General features: G+C 59.9%; 20 protein-coding genes and 2 pseudogenes. 9 read left to right on the top strand and 13 right to left on the bottom strand.

Annotation, left to right across the window (positions count from 1 at the left end; all coding sequences use genetic code 11):
• The 5 genes and pseudogenes from KFO72_RS36615 to KFO72_RS36595 form a co-directional block, all read right to left on the bottom strand.
• Nucleotides 1-461, bottom strand: a pseudogene (locus tag KFO72_RS36615) (hypothetical protein); the annotation flags it as partial.
• 20 nt (nucleotides 462-481) lie between these two features.
• The gene (locus KFO72_RS36610) at nucleotides 482-1,804 is read right to left on the bottom strand and encodes an erythromycin esterase family protein (RefSeq protein ID WP_062917432.1); all 1,323 of its coding nucleotides are present in this window, start codon (nucleotides 1,802-1,804) and stop codon (nucleotides 482-484) included.
• Between the two features lie 92 nt (nucleotides 1,805-1,896).
• On the bottom strand, nucleotides 1,897-2,610 hold the full coding sequence (locus tag KFO72_RS36605; protein ID WP_060605925.1) for a phosphoribosyltransferase: 714 nt from the start codon (nucleotides 2,608-2,610) through the stop codon (nucleotides 1,897-1,899).
• 96 nt (nucleotides 2,611-2,706) lie between these two features.
• The gene (locus KFO72_RS36600; protein WP_225034132.1) at nucleotides 2,707-3,360 is read right to left on the bottom strand and encodes a dienelactone hydrolase family protein; all 654 of its coding nucleotides are present in this window, start codon (nucleotides 3,358-3,360) and stop codon (nucleotides 2,707-2,709) included.
• Nucleotides 3,361-3,582: 222 nt separating this feature from the next.
• Nucleotides 3,583-4,071, bottom strand: a complete 489-nt coding sequence (locus KFO72_RS36595) for a hypothetical protein (RefSeq protein ID WP_225034131.1) — start codon at nucleotides 4,069-4,071, stop codon at nucleotides 3,583-3,585.
• A gap of 44 nt (nucleotides 4,072-4,115) precedes the next feature.
• Here KFO72_RS36595 and KFO72_RS36590 point away from each other — a divergent pair, with 44 nt between their 5' ends.
• From KFO72_RS36590 to KFO72_RS36580, 3 genes are all read left to right on the top strand, one after another.
• Nucleotides 4,116-4,349, top strand: coding sequence for a hypothetical protein (locus tag KFO72_RS36590; protein WP_060605916.1), 234 nt, complete (start codon nucleotides 4,116-4,118; stop codon nucleotides 4,347-4,349).
• 26 nt (nucleotides 4,350-4,375) lie between these two features.
• A complete protein-coding gene (gene polX, locus KFO72_RS36585; protein WP_225034130.1) occupies nucleotides 4,376-6,133 on the top strand; it encodes a DNA polymerase/3'-5' exonuclease PolX in 1,758 nt (585 codons plus the stop codon).
• A 139-nt stretch (nucleotides 6,134-6,272) separates the two neighbouring features.
• Nucleotides 6,273-7,235 (top strand): ribose-phosphate diphosphokinase, encoded by a 963-nt coding sequence (locus KFO72_RS36580; protein ID WP_054930633.1) that lies wholly within the window; start codon nucleotides 6,273-6,275, stop codon nucleotides 7,233-7,235.
• Nucleotides 7,236-7,493: 258 nt separating this feature from the next.
• Here KFO72_RS36580 and KFO72_RS42635 read toward each other — a convergent pair whose 3' ends face one another.
• From KFO72_RS42635 to KFO72_RS36560, 4 genes are all read right to left on the bottom strand, one after another.
• Nucleotides 7,494-7,778 (bottom strand): DUF4148 domain-containing protein, encoded by a 285-nt coding sequence (locus KFO72_RS42635; protein WP_176055404.1) that lies wholly within the window; start codon nucleotides 7,776-7,778, stop codon nucleotides 7,494-7,496.
• Between the two features lie 170 nt (nucleotides 7,779-7,948).
• Nucleotides 7,949-8,518 (bottom strand): hypothetical protein, encoded by a 570-nt coding sequence (locus KFO72_RS36570; RefSeq protein WP_148654620.1) that lies wholly within the window; start codon nucleotides 8,516-8,518, stop codon nucleotides 7,949-7,951.
• 764 nt (nucleotides 8,519-9,282) lie between these two features.
• Nucleotides 9,283-9,552, bottom strand: coding sequence for a hypothetical protein (locus tag KFO72_RS36565; protein ID WP_225034129.1), 270 nt, complete (start codon nucleotides 9,550-9,552; stop codon nucleotides 9,283-9,285).
• 71 nt (nucleotides 9,553-9,623) lie between these two features.
• Complete coding sequence (locus KFO72_RS36560; RefSeq protein ID WP_156516701.1) at nucleotides 9,624-9,785, bottom strand: hypothetical protein; 162 nt, start codon at nucleotides 9,783-9,785, stop codon at nucleotides 9,624-9,626.
• A 276-nt stretch (nucleotides 9,786-10,061) separates the two neighbouring features.
• Between KFO72_RS36560 and KFO72_RS36555 the strand changes: the two genes are divergently transcribed.
• Both KFO72_RS36555 and KFO72_RS36550 read left to right on the top strand, forming a co-directional pair.
• On the top strand, nucleotides 10,062-10,370 hold the full coding sequence (locus tag KFO72_RS36555; protein ID WP_225034128.1) for an HPF/RaiA family ribosome-associated protein: 309 nt from the start codon (nucleotides 10,062-10,064) through the stop codon (nucleotides 10,368-10,370).
• Between the two features lie 387 nt (nucleotides 10,371-10,757).
• Nucleotides 10,758-12,458 carry an ABC1 kinase family protein gene (locus KFO72_RS36550; protein WP_062916882.1) on the top strand — a complete coding sequence of 567 codons (1,701 nt, stop codon included), beginning with the start codon at nucleotides 10,758-10,760 and terminating at the stop codon, nucleotides 12,456-12,458.
• 1,027 nt (nucleotides 12,459-13,485) lie between these two features.
• Here KFO72_RS36550 and KFO72_RS36545 read toward each other — a convergent pair.
• The 3 genes from KFO72_RS36545 to KFO72_RS42625 form a co-directional block, all read right to left on the bottom strand.
• Nucleotides 13,486-13,722, bottom strand: a complete 237-nt coding sequence (locus KFO72_RS36545; RefSeq protein WP_060605888.1) for a hypothetical protein — start codon at nucleotides 13,720-13,722, stop codon at nucleotides 13,486-13,488.
• Between the two features lie 76 nt (nucleotides 13,723-13,798).
• Nucleotides 13,799-13,867, bottom strand: a complete 69-nt coding sequence (locus tag KFO72_RS42630) for a hypothetical protein (RefSeq protein WP_412101823.1) — start codon at nucleotides 13,865-13,867, stop codon at nucleotides 13,799-13,801.
• Nucleotides 13,868-13,915: 48 nt separating this feature from the next.
• Entirely contained in the window at nucleotides 13,916-14,062 is a 147-nt protein-coding gene (locus KFO72_RS42625; protein WP_412101822.1) for a hypothetical protein, read from the bottom strand.
• A gap of 670 nt (nucleotides 14,063-14,732) precedes the next feature.
• On the opposite strand from KFO72_RS42625, the gene KFO72_RS36535 reads away from it, so the two are divergent.
• The gene (locus tag KFO72_RS36535; RefSeq protein WP_225034127.1) at nucleotides 14,733-15,410 is read left to right on the top strand and encodes a heme-binding beta-barrel domain-containing protein; all 678 of its coding nucleotides are present in this window, start codon (nucleotides 14,733-14,735) and stop codon (nucleotides 15,408-15,410) included.
• 275 nt (nucleotides 15,411-15,685) lie between these two features.
• Entirely contained in the window at nucleotides 15,686-15,994 is a 309-nt protein-coding gene (locus KFO72_RS36530) for a hypothetical protein (RefSeq protein WP_225034126.1), read from the top strand.
• Nucleotides 15,995-16,404: 410 nt separating this feature from the next.
• Here the strand turns inward: KFO72_RS36530 and KFO72_RS36525 are convergent, their stop codons facing one another.
• Nucleotides 16,405-17,040, bottom strand: a complete 636-nt coding sequence (locus KFO72_RS36525) for a PAS domain S-box protein (protein ID WP_225034125.1) — start codon at nucleotides 17,038-17,040, stop codon at nucleotides 16,405-16,407.
• A 386-nt stretch (nucleotides 17,041-17,426) separates the two neighbouring features.
• Here KFO72_RS36525 and KFO72_RS36520 point away from each other — a divergent pair, with 386 nt between their 5' ends.
• Both KFO72_RS36520 and KFO72_RS36515 read left to right on the top strand, forming a co-directional pair.
• The gene (locus KFO72_RS36520) at nucleotides 17,427-17,630 is read left to right on the top strand and encodes a cold-shock protein (RefSeq protein WP_007584087.1); all 204 of its coding nucleotides are present in this window, start codon (nucleotides 17,427-17,429) and stop codon (nucleotides 17,628-17,630) included.
• 97 nt (nucleotides 17,631-17,727) lie between these two features.
• Nucleotides 17,728-17,942, top strand: a pseudogene (locus KFO72_RS36515) (hypothetical protein); the annotation flags it as partial.

Raw genomic sequence — 17,942 nt, 5'->3', positions numbered from 1 at the left:
CGATCGAGCATCAATCCTTCGGGCAATCGCCGCATCTTGAGAAGCCAGTCGACCACCTTCCCCGATCTGCCAACGCGCAGCACACCATCGGCACAGAGCGTAAGCGGAACGATCCCAAGATAAACCGATGGCGACAAACGGCGGTTCAGCCGAAGCTCCGTCTCGCAATTCCGTTTTCGTGCCGCCACGCTGCGCAAATCGACAGCATCGTAGCGCCCCGGCTTTTTGAGCTTCCACGCATGACGGGTCGTGAGAAAAACCCAGGACAGATGCGTCTCGATCACTTCGACACGGCGTGTCCGGTCAGGCCACACATCACGTTCCTGCAGCCGCGCAACCTTTCTCTTTGGAGACATGCCTGCTGCATCGCCTTGCTTCCTGTTGCTTCTGCGTTTTCGCTTGCGAGAACTCGCACCCACTTTTTCGATCGTATCGGCCATCCCTGCTTCAATGTTCGTCATATCACAGTCCACGGGCCGCTCTACACAAAAGGCGTCTCGGCAGTCCCCTCACGTCTATGCCACCCGGCGGCCGGTTCGAGTGGCTCGAGCGCGCTGGTTTCGTCGAGATGAAAGAGCGCGTCGAACTGTGACGCGAGCGTCGCTTCGAAATAGTGGCTCTGTCGCTCGGTCTGCGGCAGATACAGCACACCGATCGCCCGCTCAAGCAGCGGTTCATCAAGCGGACGAGCGCCTTCGTCCTGCATCGGCAAGAAGAAGCGGTCGTAGCCTGTGCTGTGAAAGAGATGCTCCCAGCTATCGGGTAACGCGGGACGCACCCATTTCTGCTCGACCTCGCCGTCCCAGTGCGATGCCGCCGACACATGCCCTGTGTACGTCGTGAATCCGACCAGCAGCGCCCGATGCTGAGCGTTCTCGCGCACGATCTGGCCGAGATTCCACTCCCCGCGACGCCGCGACTCTGTTGCACGGGCGTCGCCGAGGTGTGAGTTATGCGCCCAGACGACGACCTTGCCACTGCCGCCGCGGCGCATGCGATAGCGGGCCAGTGCGAACAGCGTGCCGGCCATGTGAGCGTCGCGCAGATTCCAGGTGTTCAGCCGGCTGCTGAACATCCCACGGTAGTACGCTTCGGCGTTGACCACGACCTGCGCATTCTGTTCGGCAAAGAACTGCGCATCGAGTGCGTCGGTTCCGTCGCGCGCCAGATAGTCGTATTCGTCTGCGCGCAACTGAAGAAGCTGCCGTACCGCACCGGCCTGAGCGGCAGGCCGGGCGCCGACGGCGGCAGCATAGCCGTAGGCCTGCGGCTCCCGCACATGGTCCAACGCAGAATAACGCACGCGCGCCGTCGCCGCCTCTGCGGGGTCCACACCCTCGAGGTACCGGATGACCGCGTCCGCAGATCGGTAGAGGCTGTAGAGATCGAGCCCATACACTCCCACCCGTTTCCGCTGCGGGCGCGTTGCGTTGATCGTGCGCAGCGCCACAATAAAGTCGCGCACTTCCCGATTGCGCCACATCCACACCGGGAAGTGCTCGAAGTCACCAAGCGCCGAGGTAGCGTCGTCGGTTCCCTCAGCCTGCACGAAACGATCGATGCGCCACGCGTCGGGCCAGTCTCCTTCAATGGCGACGGTGTCGAAACCGTTCTCGGCGATGAGCCGTAACGTGATCTCCGCACGCATTCGATAAAACTCGGCCGTGCCGTGAGTCGCCTCGCCAAGCAGCACCAGGTCGCGGCCGCGTGTCATTTCCAGCAATGCGTCGTAGTCGCTTGCGTTTCCGTTCAGACGCTGTCCAAGCGCGCGAACAGCAAGGAATGGTGTTTTGGAGGGCTGCATGATGAAATTCTCCGTGCGGGATACGAACGTGGCGCGATAGCACGACAAACGCAACGGGTGCGGCTTGCTGGACACGCCAGCCTAAAGGTCGATCAAGCCGTGCCACCTTTCGGCGAAGCGGCGTGCGCGCCCCCGTCTTCGCCAAACGAGGCTTTCTGTTGCCAAGCCTGCGCGGACGCCAGGCAGGCCCGCACCTCTTCGTCGGTCGTCTGCGTGAAATCAATGTAGAACTGTCCGATGCCCATGAACCAGTCCGGCTGCATCACGCAGATGAAATCATCCGCAACCGACTCGAAACTGGCTTCGGCACCGGCCGGGCATACGGGCACCGCGACGACAATCCGCGTCGGACGCCGAGTGCGCAATGCGTTAAGCGCTGCGTGCATCGTTGATCCCGTCGCCATGCCGTCATCCACAACGATGACTGTTTTTCCTTCCACGGCAGCTGGCGGCTGCGCTCCCCGGTAGGCGGACTCGCGGCGATGAAGTTCGATGCGTTCGCGCGCGATCGCCTCCATGATCTGCTCCTCGCTCACTGAAACGGCACGCAGCACTGACTCGTTGAGATACAGTGCGTCGCCCGTCGCGATGGCCCCAATTGCAAGCTCGGGGTTATGCGGTGCGCCGAGTTTGCGCACGACCAGCACGTCGAATGGGCAGCGCAAAGCCTCCGCCACCTCATATCCGACTGGAACGCCGCCTCGTGGCAGCGCCAGCACGACGATGTCGCTGCGTCCGGCGAAAGGCTCCAGCACCGCTGCGAGTTGCCTGCCCGCGTCGATACGGTTTCGAAAGATGTCGCCCATTGTCGATGTCCAGTAAGCAGTATGCTGCGCGCCGTGGCTAGCCAGGGAAGCTCAACCTTTTTGCCTCCGTGTGCGCGCGCAAGGAATGATCGTCGTTCAGGTCAACGGGGCGATCAGCCAACGCGCGAACCAGCCCGCTGCCAGGCGCGTCACTTCGTCGAGCGCGCCGGGTTCCTCGAAAAGATGCGTTGCACCCGGAACGATCTCCACGCGATGCCCGCAGGTTAGTTGCCCAGCTGCCCTATCGTTTAGCCGGATCACCTCCGTGTCGAGTCCACCAACGATCAGCAACGTTGGTGCGGAGACCGAAGGGAGCGCCGCTCGCGCCAGGTCCGGGCGCCCGCCCCTCGACACGATGGCATCGACGGAGCTCACCTCCGCCGCCGCGACAAGTGCTGCAGCAGCGCCGGTACTCGCGCCGAAAAGCCCCACGCGGAGCGTCGCAGTGTCCGGCCTTTGCCTCAGCCAGCCAAGGGTCGCGGACAGTCGGCGAGCCAGCAATGGGATATTGAAGCGGTACGTCGCGTCGACGTCGTCGTGGCGCTGCTCCTCGAGCGTCAGCAGGTCGAACAGCAGCGTTGCGAAACCCGCGTGCTGCAGACCTGCCGCCACCTGCCGGTTTCGTGGGCTGAAGCGGCTGCTGCCGCTACCGTGCACGAACACGACCACCGCACGCGCATCGTCGGGAATTTCCAGAATCCCGCCAAGCTTCACGTAATCAACGGGAATCTCCACCTGCTGCGTTTGCATCTGTTCCTCCTGAGTACATCGCAGCGCTATACATCGGGTGACGGGGGCTTCAGCCTCCGGCCCTCCCCACGTCATCCCGTTCCATCGCGCGCGATGGCCGACCTCTTGCGTGAATGATCGTATTTGCTCCGCACTCGCGATTGACCTCGATCAACTCTCTGGTGCCGGCAAAGATCAACTGAACTCACATCCGCTGCGGCAGCAGCGCGCACGGCAACACAGTCACGTGGAGCCGTACGGACGGCCACCCCGTTTTGTTGGCGCCGCGTCGGCATGCGCGGAGCTACGGCGCATGCGCCGAATCCGCGCTCTTATGGCGAGCGCTGCAGTCGCGCTGACGCACAGAATGACGAACCACAGCACCAGCACATACCCGATCAGTTGCCAGAATTCGGCAACGCGCCGTTGCAGCACCCACGTCTGGTACGAGGCCGCATCGTCTGCCGCGTCAGGAAACGACGCGCGATACATGAAGAAGGCAAGGCAGCGATCGCTCTCAGGCAGTGCGGCAGCGAGCTGTGAACCGGCCGGTGACGCACGCACTGGCGCGCACTCCGGCGCTTTCATCCCCGCCACCACGCCGAAGTCCACTGGGAAGTCGAAAATCGCGCCCAGCCAGGTCGTGGCGATGGCGAGCGTCGCACTGGCGCACACGACGTATATGCATCGGCTAAGCCAGCGATGCCAATCGGGACGGCCGGCTTTATCCATCGGGAACTCCTCCGCCCGCGCACCTGCTTGTTGAATGGCCGTGCGTGGAGATCAACGGCGCCGTCATCACCAGCAGACGCCTCGGGCCGACGGCGCTGTGGTACGAGACGGATCAATTTGAATCCTCGTCCCGCTGTAACCACATCAAGTTGACATCGATCAAGCACCAGTTCCGTTCCCTCGTTTCAGGGACGCTGATCTGGATCAACGGTTGGATCGCGCACGATGGCCATCCTGTATTCGAACCGGGTTTTGCATTCACACACTTTCCCGCGTGACATTCCCAGCGCACCGCACTGAGCCCATGCCAATCCATAATGTCGATATCGCCGACGTTTTCACCGAGATTGCCGACCTGCTTGAAATTCACGGCGACAATCCGTTCCGCGTGCGCGCGTATCGCAATGCGGCGCGTTCGGTTGGCGAGTACGCGAGAAACGTGCGAACGATGATCGCGGAGGGTGCCGACCTGAAAACGATTCCCGCGATCGGCGACGACCTTGCGCTCAAGATCCGCGAAATCGTCGCCACTGGCTCATGCCCGCTACTTGCGAGCCTGCGAGCCCAGTTGCCGTCGGCAGTCGTCGCGTTACTGCGCGTGCCGGGCCTCGGACCAAAGCGCGTGCGGCAGCTCTACGAGCAACTGCATGTGCAGTCTCTGGAACAACTGGAGCAGGCCGCCGCGGAGGGCCGGATCCACACGTTGCGCGGATTTGGTCCGCTGACCGAGGCGCATATCCTTGCAAACCTGCAGGGTCGCCTCGACAAATCGCGCCGCTTTCAATTCGCACAGGCCAGCCAGCGCGCGGAGGCATTGCTGGTCTGGCTCCGGGCATTGCCCGACGTAGAACGCGTGGAATCGGCGGGTAGCCTGCGGCGCCTGCGCGACACCGTTGGCGACATCGACATTCTCGCCACGGCACGCGATCCGGCCGCGGTCACCCAGAGGTTTGCCCATTATGACGACGCCACCGCGGTACTCGCGCATGGCCCTACCCGAGCAAGCATCGTGCTTCGCGGCGGACTGCAGGTCGATCTGCGCGTGGTCGAACCCCAGAGCTTCGGCGCTGCACTCACCTACTTCACCGGTTCGAAGGCGCATAACGTCGCGTTACGCCGCCTGGGCCAGGAACTCGGCCTTAAGGTCAACGAATACGGCGTTTTCCGCGGAAAGACGCGTATTGCCGGCGAGACCGAAGAGTCCATCTATGCGAGCGTCGGCCTGCCGTGGATCGCGCCAGAGCTTCGCGAAGACCGGGGTGAGATCGAAGCGGCGCGCGACGCTTCCCTGCCTGCCCTGGTTACGCGCAGCGATCTGCGCGGAGACCTGCACACGCATACGCTCGCCAGCGACGGCCGCGCATCGCTACGCGAGATGGCCCTTGCCGCCCGCGAGCGCGGCCTGTCGTATCTGGCCATTACGGATCATTCGAAGCGCCTGGCGATGACCCACGGCCTGGACGCAACGAGGCTCGCGGCACAGATCGGTGAGATCGACCAGCTCAACGCACAGTTAACGGGTATCACCCTGCTCAAGGGCATAGAAGTCGACATACTCGAAGACGGCCGGCTCGATCTTCCCGATGCTGTTCTTGCCCGGCTCGATCTTGTGGTCGGCGCGATTCACAGTCATTTCAATCTGCCGCGCGAGCGCCAGACCGAGCGTATCCTTCGCGCGCTGGACCATCCCTCGATGACCGTGCTGGCGCATCCTTCCGGCCGGCTGATCGGCAGCCGGGAACCAGCGGACATCGATATGTTGCGCGTGATCCGCAAGGCGAGGGAGCGCGGCTGCTTTCTGGAACTCAATGCCCAGCCCGAGCGCCTTGATCTGACCGATACGGTCTGCCGCATGGCGAAGGATCACGGTGTACTGATTTCCATCGATTCCGACGCACACAGCGAGGCCCAGCTCGACAACTTGCGCTATGGCGTCAATCAGGCGCGCCGCGGATGGCTGGAAAAAGCGGATGTGCTGAACGCACGCTCGCTCGCGCAACTGCGCCCGCTGCTTGCGCGGACCATGCGCTCACGTACTCGCGAGGCTTCCGAGAGTCCATAGGTTGCTTCGGTCAACCAGTCTGGCAGACGTATCTGGCAGGCGTGCAGCGGCTTAGCTGCACGCTTTGGAAAGACCACGAAGAGCGCGTAGCGCATGCTCACGCCGCACGAATGCAAACAGACCACCAGGAGACATCACGATGAACACCGCGCCAATGCTCTTCTCCCCTCCCGCGAGTCACGCCTACGCGCAGCGTGTGGCCACCACGCTTGGCACGGCGCTGGCCGAGCACGAGTGGCGTCCTTTCGAGGATGGTGAACACAAGATGCGCCCGCTCGAAAGCGTCCGCGGCCGCGACGTGTATGTGATCCATTCGCTGTATGCCGAACCCGGTCACACGGTGAACGACAAGCTGTGCGAGCTGCTTTTTTTCGTGGGAGCTCTGGTCGACGCCTCCGCGGCGCGTGTGAGTGTCATCGCACCCTACCTCTGTTACGCGCGCAAGGACCGTCGTTCGCAGACACGCGATCCCGTGACCACACGCTATGTTGCGCAGCTTTTCGAAGCCGTGGGCGCATCCCGTTTCGCCACGCTCGATGTTCACAATCAGGCCGCGTACCAGAACGCTTTTCGAATTCCGACCGAGCATCTCGAGGCAAACGGCCTGCTCGCACAGTGGTTCGCGTCACACTTGCGCGACAGGGCGCTCGTTGTCGTTTCGCCTGATGCAGGCGGTGTCCGGCGCGCAGAGGACTTTCGCGCCCGGCTTTCGAAGCTGCTCGATAGCCCCGTGGAAGCGGCGTTCGCTGGGAAACTGCGCGCCGGCGGCATCGTCACCGGAAAGCCTGTCGTCGGCGATCTGGCGGGCCGCTGCGCGATCATCGTCGACGACCTGATCGGTTCGGGAACCACGCTCTCGCTGGTTGCCGGCCATTGCCTTGCGCTGGGCGCGACCGAAGTTCATGCTGCTGCCACGCACGGTCTTTTCCTCGCCGATGCGTGCGAAAAGCTGGGCAACGGCACGCTGGCGAGCGTCGTCGTGACCGATAGTGTCGCGCCGTGGCGCGTGCCACGCGGTGCGTTTCTAGAGCGGCTTACCGTGCTGGATAGCGCGCCACTAGTTGCACAAGCTATCGCAAACATGCAAGCGAACGCCGGCTAGCGTGGTCCGCAAGGACCGGGTCCGCGGCGCTCTCGGCTTGAGATATCTCTGGAAGCGCTGCGACGGCAACGCAGCAGCGGCATTTTTCGCTGGCTGTGGACCGGACTACATACCCGGTCGGGCTTATCATCCGCTTACCAATTGTGCCATTTTCGGGCTGCCCGCTTGAACCTGGATCTAGCGCGGGGCCGTCTACGAAGTCGCAATAACATGCTTGTAACACCGCCGCGAAGTACGTCGTTTAAAGCGCCCGCACGGTCACCATCGCGATAAGCCGTAGAACTCGTTGATGCGATTCATTTCGCCACTTTTCTTAGCCTGCTCCAGTTCCTGCTTCACCTGCGCACGCGTTTTCCCTTTATTTCCCGACATTTCCGCTGGAGCCAACGATCCTCCGCGAGATTCCGAGGCCATATCGTCTGGCGACTGGGCAGCCGATGGAGGCGCACTCGCGCTCTGCGCCTCCGTCAACCTTGGACAGCCAAGCGACATGATCAGTGCGGCCGCTATCCTAAATGATCTCGATCTGAATATAGAAGGCATGATGTGCTTCATCTCAGTACAGTACTGGCGCGGTCAGCGCGTCCCGTTTTGAAGGTGGTTGATGTCGAACGCAAATCGCGTACGCAACCTCCCTTGCGATCAGGCCAGGAACGCCTCGTCTGCGTAATGCGCTGACCGCCAGATCCCGGATACAGTCGTTTTGCCACTCGTCATTGCCGCGCTCCGACAAACGCAAACCCGACTGTTGTCCAGGAGTTCACACCTACAGCAGTGATCTTCGTTCCTGAAACGACAGCTTCGACGTTCATTGATGTTCCGGTTCCAGACGCGCACGACACATCATTGAACGTTAAACTTCCATCAAACACGTGCTTGCCCGTTGGCCGTGCACGCACCGAGCCACTGAACGAACACGATCCCTGCGTGCCCGTGAAAGAAAGATCCGGGCTGATCGTGAGTCTGGTCTCCCCCGTACTGCCTATGTTTCCCACCCAGGTGCCAATGGCTTCCGATATATCTACCGGGGTGTCGTAGGCGGGGCTATAGGTCCCCGTGACCGCTCTGACGCCGCTGGACTCAGCATCGGTGAGGGATAGCGACTGTCGTGTCGTGACGGAACCCGTAACGCTCGCAGTAGTGGCGGCCCCCGAGGCCGGAAAATCGATCGCGGCATTGTCAATAAGCGTGTTGCCGCTCACGCTAAATGCTCCCTCGACCATGCCGCTTACCGTGGTGCCGGAAGAAAAGACCATAAAATACTGACCCTGTTCAAGGATCAAGGTGGAAACATCCCGTCCATCGCCCGCTGTTCCCTGCCAGAATCCTTGCGGGTCGGCGTTTGGCGTCGGCGGAGAACTACCACCGCCACATGCGGTCAAGCACACCGCTACAACCGCACATATCGTTCTTCCCCTCTTCGCTCCGTCCATGACGTCTCCCGAGTTCAGCGCCTGCCGCGAGCAGACGTCCGGCTTGATTCGCACTGTTACGCTATGAATGTACGATTGAGAGCTGCGATCCAATTGACTTCCGTCAACTAACGTAAGAGTGGCAGCGGGAAGACTGCGCTCGATACAGAACGACGTTTTGAGCGTACGCGTAACGCTGCAATTCGACCTGGTCGTTCCCTGATGGGCACGTGCATGGCCCGGGCGGGTCCTTAACGGGAAGCGCGGCTCCAGCATTAAACCGCGCGCAGCGTGAAAGTACGTCTTCCAAGCGATCCTTCAATCGCTCGCAGTGTCCGGGCATTGCAGGCATGTCCGGATTCTCTTCGACCACTGACGGCCTGGTTTCTGAAACGAGCTTCCAGCCCTTATCCGGCCCGCGCAAAGCCGCGCGTGAACCGCCCCGGGAAGCGGCTAACCAGTTCGAGGACAACCCAATGCAGGATGCGCTGACGCACGCTGTTTTTGTGAACCTGTCAGTGTCCGCAGTGACGCGTCACGCTGCGCAGCTTTACCATCCGACGCAGCAGTCGGCGGCCCGTGCAGCCCACTGCTCCACTCCACCTCGTTAGCCATCGCATGGTTTCGCGGCAGCATCAGGCCGGCCGCTGAAGCGCGAAGTAATCGAACGCCAGCACGGCGCCAGAACACGCGAGGCCAAGCGCCAGATTCGTCAGCCGATGCTCGAAGTCCGGATGATGAGTGGACCAGACCAAGGCCATAAACAGCAGGGCGATGACAACCTGTACCGCGAACATGGCAAGCATCAGGGCATACTCATAGCCCGTCTGGCTGAATGCGACAAAGTTCATCCCCTGCTGGGAGACCCAATACCCGACGCGATAGATCTCGTAGATCGCGATCAATGCTGGAAACAGGTAGACGACTGCCAGACCTTACGTCCTCTGGCACGGAAGCCTTCCCCAGTCGTGATCGGCTACGCGCCCATCCTCCTGCCGACGCGCAGGTGAAGGTCGATCAGGACCACGTCTGGTCTGAGCAAATCAATATCCTTGCTGACCTGACTGGCCTCATCGATCGTGTCCACCACCTTCGCCAATCCTGTCGCGAGGATGAGCGCGATGAGTTGCTTGAGCACAGGCGCGAATTCTCGATCACATACGCCAATAGTTTTGAGAAGGCCTGACCCATCACAGCACTATGTGGGTTTGCCGCTCGCCCGCCCCGTCGGCGCGCGCTTTCTCCAACTCGGGATTGTTGAGGCAGGCACGGGCGTTTTCGTACCAACTGCCACACCGATGCCCTTTGATGCATGTCAACGGCAGCGGCTGCGGGCAAGCCATCCTTTTTCTATAGCGACATGCAAGGGTTGGGGCTGCGCAGCGACGGTGGAAGGACGAAAGTGGACATCGGTATGGACATCGTCTATCTCGGCTTCAGCGGATCGGACTCGCTGGAAGCGGAAGCCGCCGCACAACTCATCCGGCTTGAACGCTACGCGGCGAAAGTATTCGGTTGCAAGCTCGCGATCGGTTTGACGCGAACCGACCGTGGAAATATCCGATACGACGTCAGCCTTGATGTCTTGATGGCCGAAGACGGTGCAACGCTCATCGGGCATGGGCAGAACGAAAGTATCGAACTTGCGATCGGCAGTGCATTCGATGCTGCAGAACGTGCGCTGCAAATCGAGGTCTTCAAGGCGCGAGGACGGTTACGTTGAGTTGGCAACGCGGTTTAACTTTCCCGCCGCTACGCGTCGAGGCGCGGCCACCAGCCGACCGGCTTCGCCGGAACGGGTGCCGCGCCCGGTAACGTCAAGTCCAATTCTCGCTCAATGCAAAGACCTTTACCCGCAAAGGCAGCTTCGTCTCGTCCGAAAAAACCATACGGGCGTCGCGATTTCTTCCGCATGCGGGCCATTCCCGGATTGATTTGCGTCAAGCTGGCAGGAAAGCGGGGCGCTAACCTTTTTAGAATGACCGAAAGCCGGACCGCCCGTCACTCAGGCCCACGAGCCAACCGTGGATTTTGATTCGAAACGGGCGCCGTGCAGACCGGTTGACGAGGGACCTGAACGAGCGGCGTCCCGCATTAGAGGAGAAAACGAATGTGTTCCGCCGCCCGTTCAGATCCCCATAACGTGGCGATTGGAGGTTCCACGCCGGCCAGGCTGCCGCGACTTATGCAGATTATGCAGATAGTCGCGAGCACAGGATGGGCGCACTATGTCGAGCGCTTGCAGTTCGGTCGGGACGCTGTTGGAGCGGCGAGCACCGTTTCGGGACCCAGCGACTGCGACGCCAGACGTTTTCGTGAAATGCTTGCGCAGCTCGGCCCGGCGTTCATCAAGTTCGGGCAACTTCTCAGCTTGCGGCGTGACCTGTTACCCGAGGCATGGATTGTCGAGTTGCAGGCGCTCCAGGACAACGTCGCTCCGTTTCCTGGGGCGCAAGCCCGCTCCATCATCGAGCGCGAACTCGCAAAGCCCGTCCATGAACTGTTTTCCACATTCGACGAGAAGCCGCTTGCCGCCGCATCAATCGGGCAGGTCCACGCAGCATACCTCAATGACGGAACAAGCGTCGTGGTCAAGGTGCAGCGCCCGGGGATCGAAGCCGTCATTCGCGCGGACATCGCGATCATGCGCTTTCTGGCCCGTCGGCTCGAGCAGCTGATTTCGGAAAGCCGCCGGTTTGGGCCGATGGACCTGGTCGAGGAGTTTGCCCGAACCATCAATGACGAACTGGACTATGAGACGGAAGGACGTCATGGCGACCGCCTGCGAGAGAACTTCAAGGACGACCCTAGCGTTTTTATTCCGCGTATCCACTGGGATCTCACCAGTCGCGTTGTCTTGACCATGGAGCGAAATGCCGGTCACAAGCTAGCCGATCAGCCATTACCAGACCGCCCGGAACGGCAACGTCTTTCGGCAAAGCTCATGAAAACATTCCTGAAACAGATTTTCGAGCATGGCTTCTTTCACGGGGATCCACACCCAGGCAACGTATTTGTCCGCTCAGATGGGCGACTGTGCTTTCACGATTTTGGCATCATGGGCGAGCTATCCGGCCCCGATCAGGAAGCCCTTGCGCAACTTATTCTGGCGATCAGTTCGGCTGACGTTGCATGGATGGTAGACGCCTACTTTGCAATGGGCGTTGTCGCCGTGGAAATTGACCGGACCGCTTTCACCCACGATGTATCGGATGCCTTAAAGGCATACTATCTGGCGGCAGGGAAAGGCTATTCCTTCAGCGAGATTGCACGTCAGTTCGGACGACTCAGCCAGCGGCACCATATCCGCCTGCCACGGCAGTTTCTGCTGGTTGCAAAGGCATTCATGCTCGTGGAGTCGCAAGCGCTCGCGGTCGATCCGGATTTTAACGCGGTGATTTGCCTGCATGACTACGCCCCCCGGCTGCTCGCCCGCAGAATGTTGCATGGCCTGCTCCCCAAGCATGAGCTCGAACGTGCTTTCCGCGTTCTCCGTGCGCTGCAACGCACCGCCGTTAGTTTTCCCGACATCCTGAACCGGACGATAGACATACTGAGCAGCGGCAAGGCCACGATTCATGTCGAACATGATCGGTTGCAAACCCTGGAAAAGCACCTTGATCGTGCCAGCAATCGGCTCAGCCTGAGCTTGATCATAGCCAGCGTGGTGATAGGGTCGTCCATCGTGACGACATTCCATAGCGGTCCCCGCTATGCAGGCATTTCGTTGCTGGGGCTGGGGGGCTTCGTCGTTGCCGCGGCAATGGGCCTTGCATGGGCCGTTGCCATTCTGCGATCCGGACGTTTCTGACCCGCAGGCGCGCGAAAAAAGTCGAGATATGCCGGGTTGTTCGGCCGACGCGGGCGCACACTGCCCCATAAGATCTCTGCCGACGTGGTGGAAGAGGACGAGCAGGCTAACCATGTCGCCTGCAGAGAGGCAACGAGTATTCTTGAACTGGAAGGGGCTGCGACCAGCACCACGCCGAGCACGACAGGCAACACACCGCTCTCGCCTGCCGACACCGTTTTCTAGCACTGTACTTCAGCTGAACGGAGCATGAATTGTCGGGAGATCGGCCGGACACGTCGACCTGATCAGGCTGCCGATACAGGCAAGTCTGAGCAGATCCTCCATATTCTTGTAAGCACCTGCCATTGCGCTAAGAGCTTAAGCGCGACGATCGAGTCCGTGTTCTGCGGCCGCAGCCACTATCGCCGTCAACGTCGACTCTTAACAAGGCTAATCGTCCGAGCAGACGCTCGATCTGCGCAGCGATAACATCGTCACATTCAGCACTAGCCAGCGCTGTTCTCAGGCGTGCTTTCCGATACGCCGGATCTTTGACGGGGCTGCGCACTGCAAAATACGCTCTGGTCTGTTCGAGCAACGAGATGGCAGCCTTGAGATGCGCAACATCGCGCTCGAGTTCCCGATACGAAGATGAGGACATGGCGGCTCCGTGTAAGCAATGGTCTCCGGCTTCATACTGCCCGGCGATTTGTGGCAGGCATTTGACACCGATCAATTTGGACGTGCAAGACGGCCAGCACAGTCAAACTGTCTTCGGCCTTTCGTGCACGCGGTTCGCACGCAGATCATTTTGTGCTGCGGGGAAAGTATGGGCGACGTGACGGGGGCACCGACGGCATCCAGCTGCAGCCTGCATGGCACTGCCAAGTTTCATAGCCATACTCGTCGTACAGCCGGAATGCAGACCACGCAACTCCATATCACGTTATCACAAGACGGAGGAAAAATGCCTTTCGTGACTAACGCAGCTCTTCCTGCGTCCGTTCGAGATCATCTTCCTGCGCATGCACAGGACATTTACCGGTCAAACGCGGTCGATCCGGTCGATCGGCTGCACTACCTTGTCGCCGCAGATGCGTTGCGCTACCTTCATGCAGGTTGCCGCGCTCTCGAACAGTCCGTGGCACTCGGCCCGGTATGTCCTGAAGCCGTCGCTCGCGTCGACTGCATACGCGTTGAAGGTCGGGCCACTGCCTGCGGTGCAGCCGGTCACGGCAAGCACGGAGGTACAGAAAACGCTTGCGAAAAAGAGGCGGTTCATCAGCTACTCCATAGACTGTATTTGGCGGACCGTGCGGGATCGCGCGATTGCGGCGATTGCTGCACCCCCTCACGACTTACCATTGCATTGCCGCGCCGACACCGGCCGTCGTGCCGCCCGGGCTCATGCCCACGCCGGCTTTCATTTTCAGGTTGTCCGTCAGGCATGCCGTACCGCCGATCGCGACTGCCTGCTAACCCCGAAAACCCGCGGTACTGATACCGAGCGACAGCGTCTTGTCCTTGTCCACTTCCGGGATCATCGTCAGCGCAGTCGCTGCAGCGATGCCCGAATGCGCATTGCGCGCGGTGGAATTGATTCCGTTCTGCAGTTCACTCATCCGGGCATCAGTGTAGGCGTTTGCCTAGGAAAGCGCGGCGTTCAACGGTTCGACGTTGACCCCGTCGTTTGGCGCCGTGCCGGCTGCGACATTGATGACCTGCCGGGCCGACGCGACCGGGCCGACTGACACGACATTTGCACGGCCGCCGTCGTTACTGTCCGCGCCAAGCGCCGTCGACCCGCTACGCGTCGATGTTGCCCCGGCTCCCACCGCCGTCGAACTGCTGCCCGATGTCGTTGAACGTTACCCACCGCCGAGCTGTTTTTGCCGGACGCTACGGCCCCCTGGCCGCCCGCAGACGAATTCCATCTCCCGTTGATCGTAGAGTTCGGGCCGATCGCAACGCTATCGGTCCCTACCCCCTGGCTGTCCGGTGCCGTCGAGTTCGCATGGAAGTACTAGGTGCCCGGAGCGGTGCCGCCGCCGGTGACGGCGTCGACGAGATTCTGCACGGACGAATACGCGTTCCTCTCGCCAACACCAACGTGCGAATGTCGAATTGCTTATCTTTCTCGAGGTCTGCTGGGATTGCACTCTGTCAAGATCGAGACATCGACCTGAATTGATCGTTGAGCCTTACATAACCACCGGTTTCATTTAAACACTTGTGGATTTTCTACGAGGGATCAACGATCGACTGAGGTTTGAGATAACGAAACCTCAAGAGATGTACATCGCCATGAAGCCCCATTTCAAGTTCATTGCCATTGCTATTCTGATTGCCGTCCCCTTCGCCACTACCAGCCAACATGTCTTCGCCGCTAGCCCGAATCAAGGGATTGTCATTAACGGGAAGGTGCAGGATTATGGTCCGCTCGCCGCACTGATCGGAACATGGAAAACAGTTCGAGATAGGGGGGAGGACGTCGCGCCGGGCCAGACCGGATCCCATGTCGGCCGAGGCGGCAAGGCGGTCTCGCCGTACTACGAGATCATCACCATTACCCCCAATATTCCTGACACCAACAACAGTGTCGAGCATTTGGTCTCGGTGCTTTATCATCAGACGGTATACAGGACAACCAATCACCATCAATTTCATGATCAGATCGGCTATTTGACCTATGACAGGACGAACAACCTGATCTACGATACCTCCTGCGTTCCTCGTTCCGTTTGTTTCGTAGCGGAGGGCCGGCCTGGCAATACCATGACCTTAACAACAAAAAACCAGGGAGTTGCGCAAGCTCAGTATATGGTTCATAACGACTCCACGAAATCCGTCAAGATTTCGTTTTCCTTGTCGGGCGATACACTGAAATATAAATACGAGACGCACCTCTTCGTCTACGGCAAGCCGTTTGTCCACACCGACGAGGACACTCTCGAGAAAGTGAACAACTAAGCGCGGCTATGAATACGGCAGCCTTAGCGTGACTGGAAAAATTGGCGCCGCATATATCAGGAATCGCATCGAGGCGCATCGTATTCCTCATAAGGTCAGTGCGCTGCGTCATCGGGCATCCGCGGTAATACTGCCGGTCTCGATCCAAGGCGCCTCGAGCCCACGATCGCCCGGTTTTCGTTGCGGGTAATTAGTCGCTGCGTTAGCATGCTGTCGAATCTGCACTCCTCCCCGCTTGCCGCACAGGGGCCATTTCTCCCTTTCGCAAGCGCAAAATGCATATCAAGGCACTTCGAATGCCGTCGTCTGTGGACGACCGGTTTATCTGCGACATCGAGGGTAAATTTGTTCACGTGGTACCGCGAGGAGGAGACGGCGTTTCTTGCCTTGCAGATCTGGATGGCTTCGACTCATTCGACGAGATCCGTGTTGCGACGCTGGGCGAGGCACGCGATCCCGCGATGCAGTTATCGCATGCGCTGATGGATGCAAGCGACGGCGATGTAATCGTCCTGTATTGTCGGGTCGAATCCTTACGTTATCTGCTGCTGCAGTTTCTTGATCCGGGCAAAACCTATCACTAGTTCGTTTTCGAACCGCCAGGCACCATGCCAAACCGACGGACGTGTTTGGCAGCCAACCCGGTCTTCGTATCTGCACTTCTCTCTCGACGCACGGGTTCGGCCGACCTGCTTATGTAATTTCGCATTCCCATTTGCGACACCGGGGTCGGAGGTCGAGCAGCAAGCGAACGCGCAACGGTGCGTGGCGGACTGATTTGCATCAAACGTCCAATGCCACTGGACGGGCATCTTGATCATCCGGGAAGTTTATGCCCCCACTTCCCGGCGCGTGGTTGTTGCGGCCTGCCGATATTGCCGGCAGGCTTTTTTTACGTTGGCACGCAGTCTGCGCATTTCAGGCGGAACGGAAGGGACCTGATACCAGTGCGTCCACCGTTGCAGCCTCACAGTCCATTCAGCGGGAATTCGCTTCAACGGAGCAGAGCACGAACAATCGGGCTACTTCGTTGGAATGTCCGTTCGGTTCGCAGCCATGAGCAGTCCTTCGCGCTCCATCCGCGAACGCCCGCTGACGAATGACGAACCGCCATTCGGAAAGGCGGCTCGGCTTCGTGCCACTCCGCCGACGATGATTTCCGTTCGAGCGATCCCGTCCTGCGGTTCTCGCCGGGACGCTCGACCGCCATATGCTGAAAAGCCTGCCGCCGGGCCAACTCGTCGCGTCCTGAAATCCTGCGCCGCTGTTGGACAGACGCACCGTAAGCGCGGTTTCGATGGCGTCCGGGCGTGGCTACAAATTCCTTGATCCCGGCAAATTCGATGAACTGGGCAGAATCGTCGTGCAGCGGATCGATGACCACGCTCGTCCAGAACTGGCCACCGTCCCTGCGCACCCGCCAGCCTTCGTCCTCGAATTTACCTTCGTCAAGGGCAGCTCGCAGGGCAAGCGCCGGACGACCGGCAATCTGTTCACATTCCGGGCAAAAAATGGAGAAGTGCTGACCGATGATCCCGCTTGCTGCGTATCCATTGAAGTGTTGCGCCCCGGCATTCCAGGTTCCGATGAAGCCCGCTGGATCAAGCATCAGGATGGCGTAGTCCCTCACGCTCGCGATGAGGAGCTGGAGAGAGGCTCCCCGGAACGGTCTACGGGGCGAGGTATGGAATTCGTCATGGTTTTGTAGGGTAACGTCCTCTCGGCTGTTCGTCACGGCGCTGTCAGCGACTATCGTTTGGCCCTCGTGCGAGTAGGAGCCGCGCCAGAACCCATCGGGTGATTGCCGGGGGACGATCGGCTCCGGGACGAAGCCAGTCACGAAAAGCGTTGACAGACCCAGCCGCGCACTATATTGTGGATTTCGAAATATTCAAGAAGCTCGATTGCTGATCACCATTTTCCGCCTCATCTGCGCGGTACTCGTTGTCCTCTCTTCTTCCTTGAACTTTTTGTCGCTCCGCACTGGAGCTTTTATGTCTCATTTCAGGAATTCTCATGGATACCGGTACCGTTAAATGGTTCAACGATAGCAAAGGCTTTGGCTTCATTACTCCTGATGCAGGTGGCGACGATCTTTTCGCCCACTTCTCGGAAATTCGGGGCGACGGCTTCAAGACGCTCGCAGAAAACCAGAAGGTCAGCTACGAGACCAAGCGTGGCCCGAAGGGTATGCAGGCCGCGAATATCTCGCCGCAGTAACGTATTTTAAGGGCCGGTTTAGCGGCCCTTTGCTTTGTCAGCCTGACTAGCATCCTCGCGGAGCCATGCGCTCCCGATCTGATCGCCGCGTTTCGACGTGCGCATCATTTGTCATTTCGACACGATCCGTCTCGCCTCATTTTCCTTTTATTTTGCTAGTACGGCATTGATGTCGTGCGGCCGTTTATCGCGTATGCAAAACAATAAAAATCTTCACTATTACAACGGTTACTCAGTCTCGCCGTCCGCACATCGGTTACCTGACGGCTGGTTCGCCGCCAATCTGCTGCTCACCAGAGACGCCGTGGATGT

The sequence above is a fragment of the Paraburkholderia sp. XV genome, from assembly GCF_020177535.1.
Taxonomy (GTDB): domain Bacteria; phylum Pseudomonadota; class Gammaproteobacteria; order Burkholderiales; family Burkholderiaceae; genus Paraburkholderia; species Paraburkholderia caribensis.
Note: the sequence above shows the minus strand (reverse complement) of the source record. Positions and strands in the feature narration are given on the sequence as shown.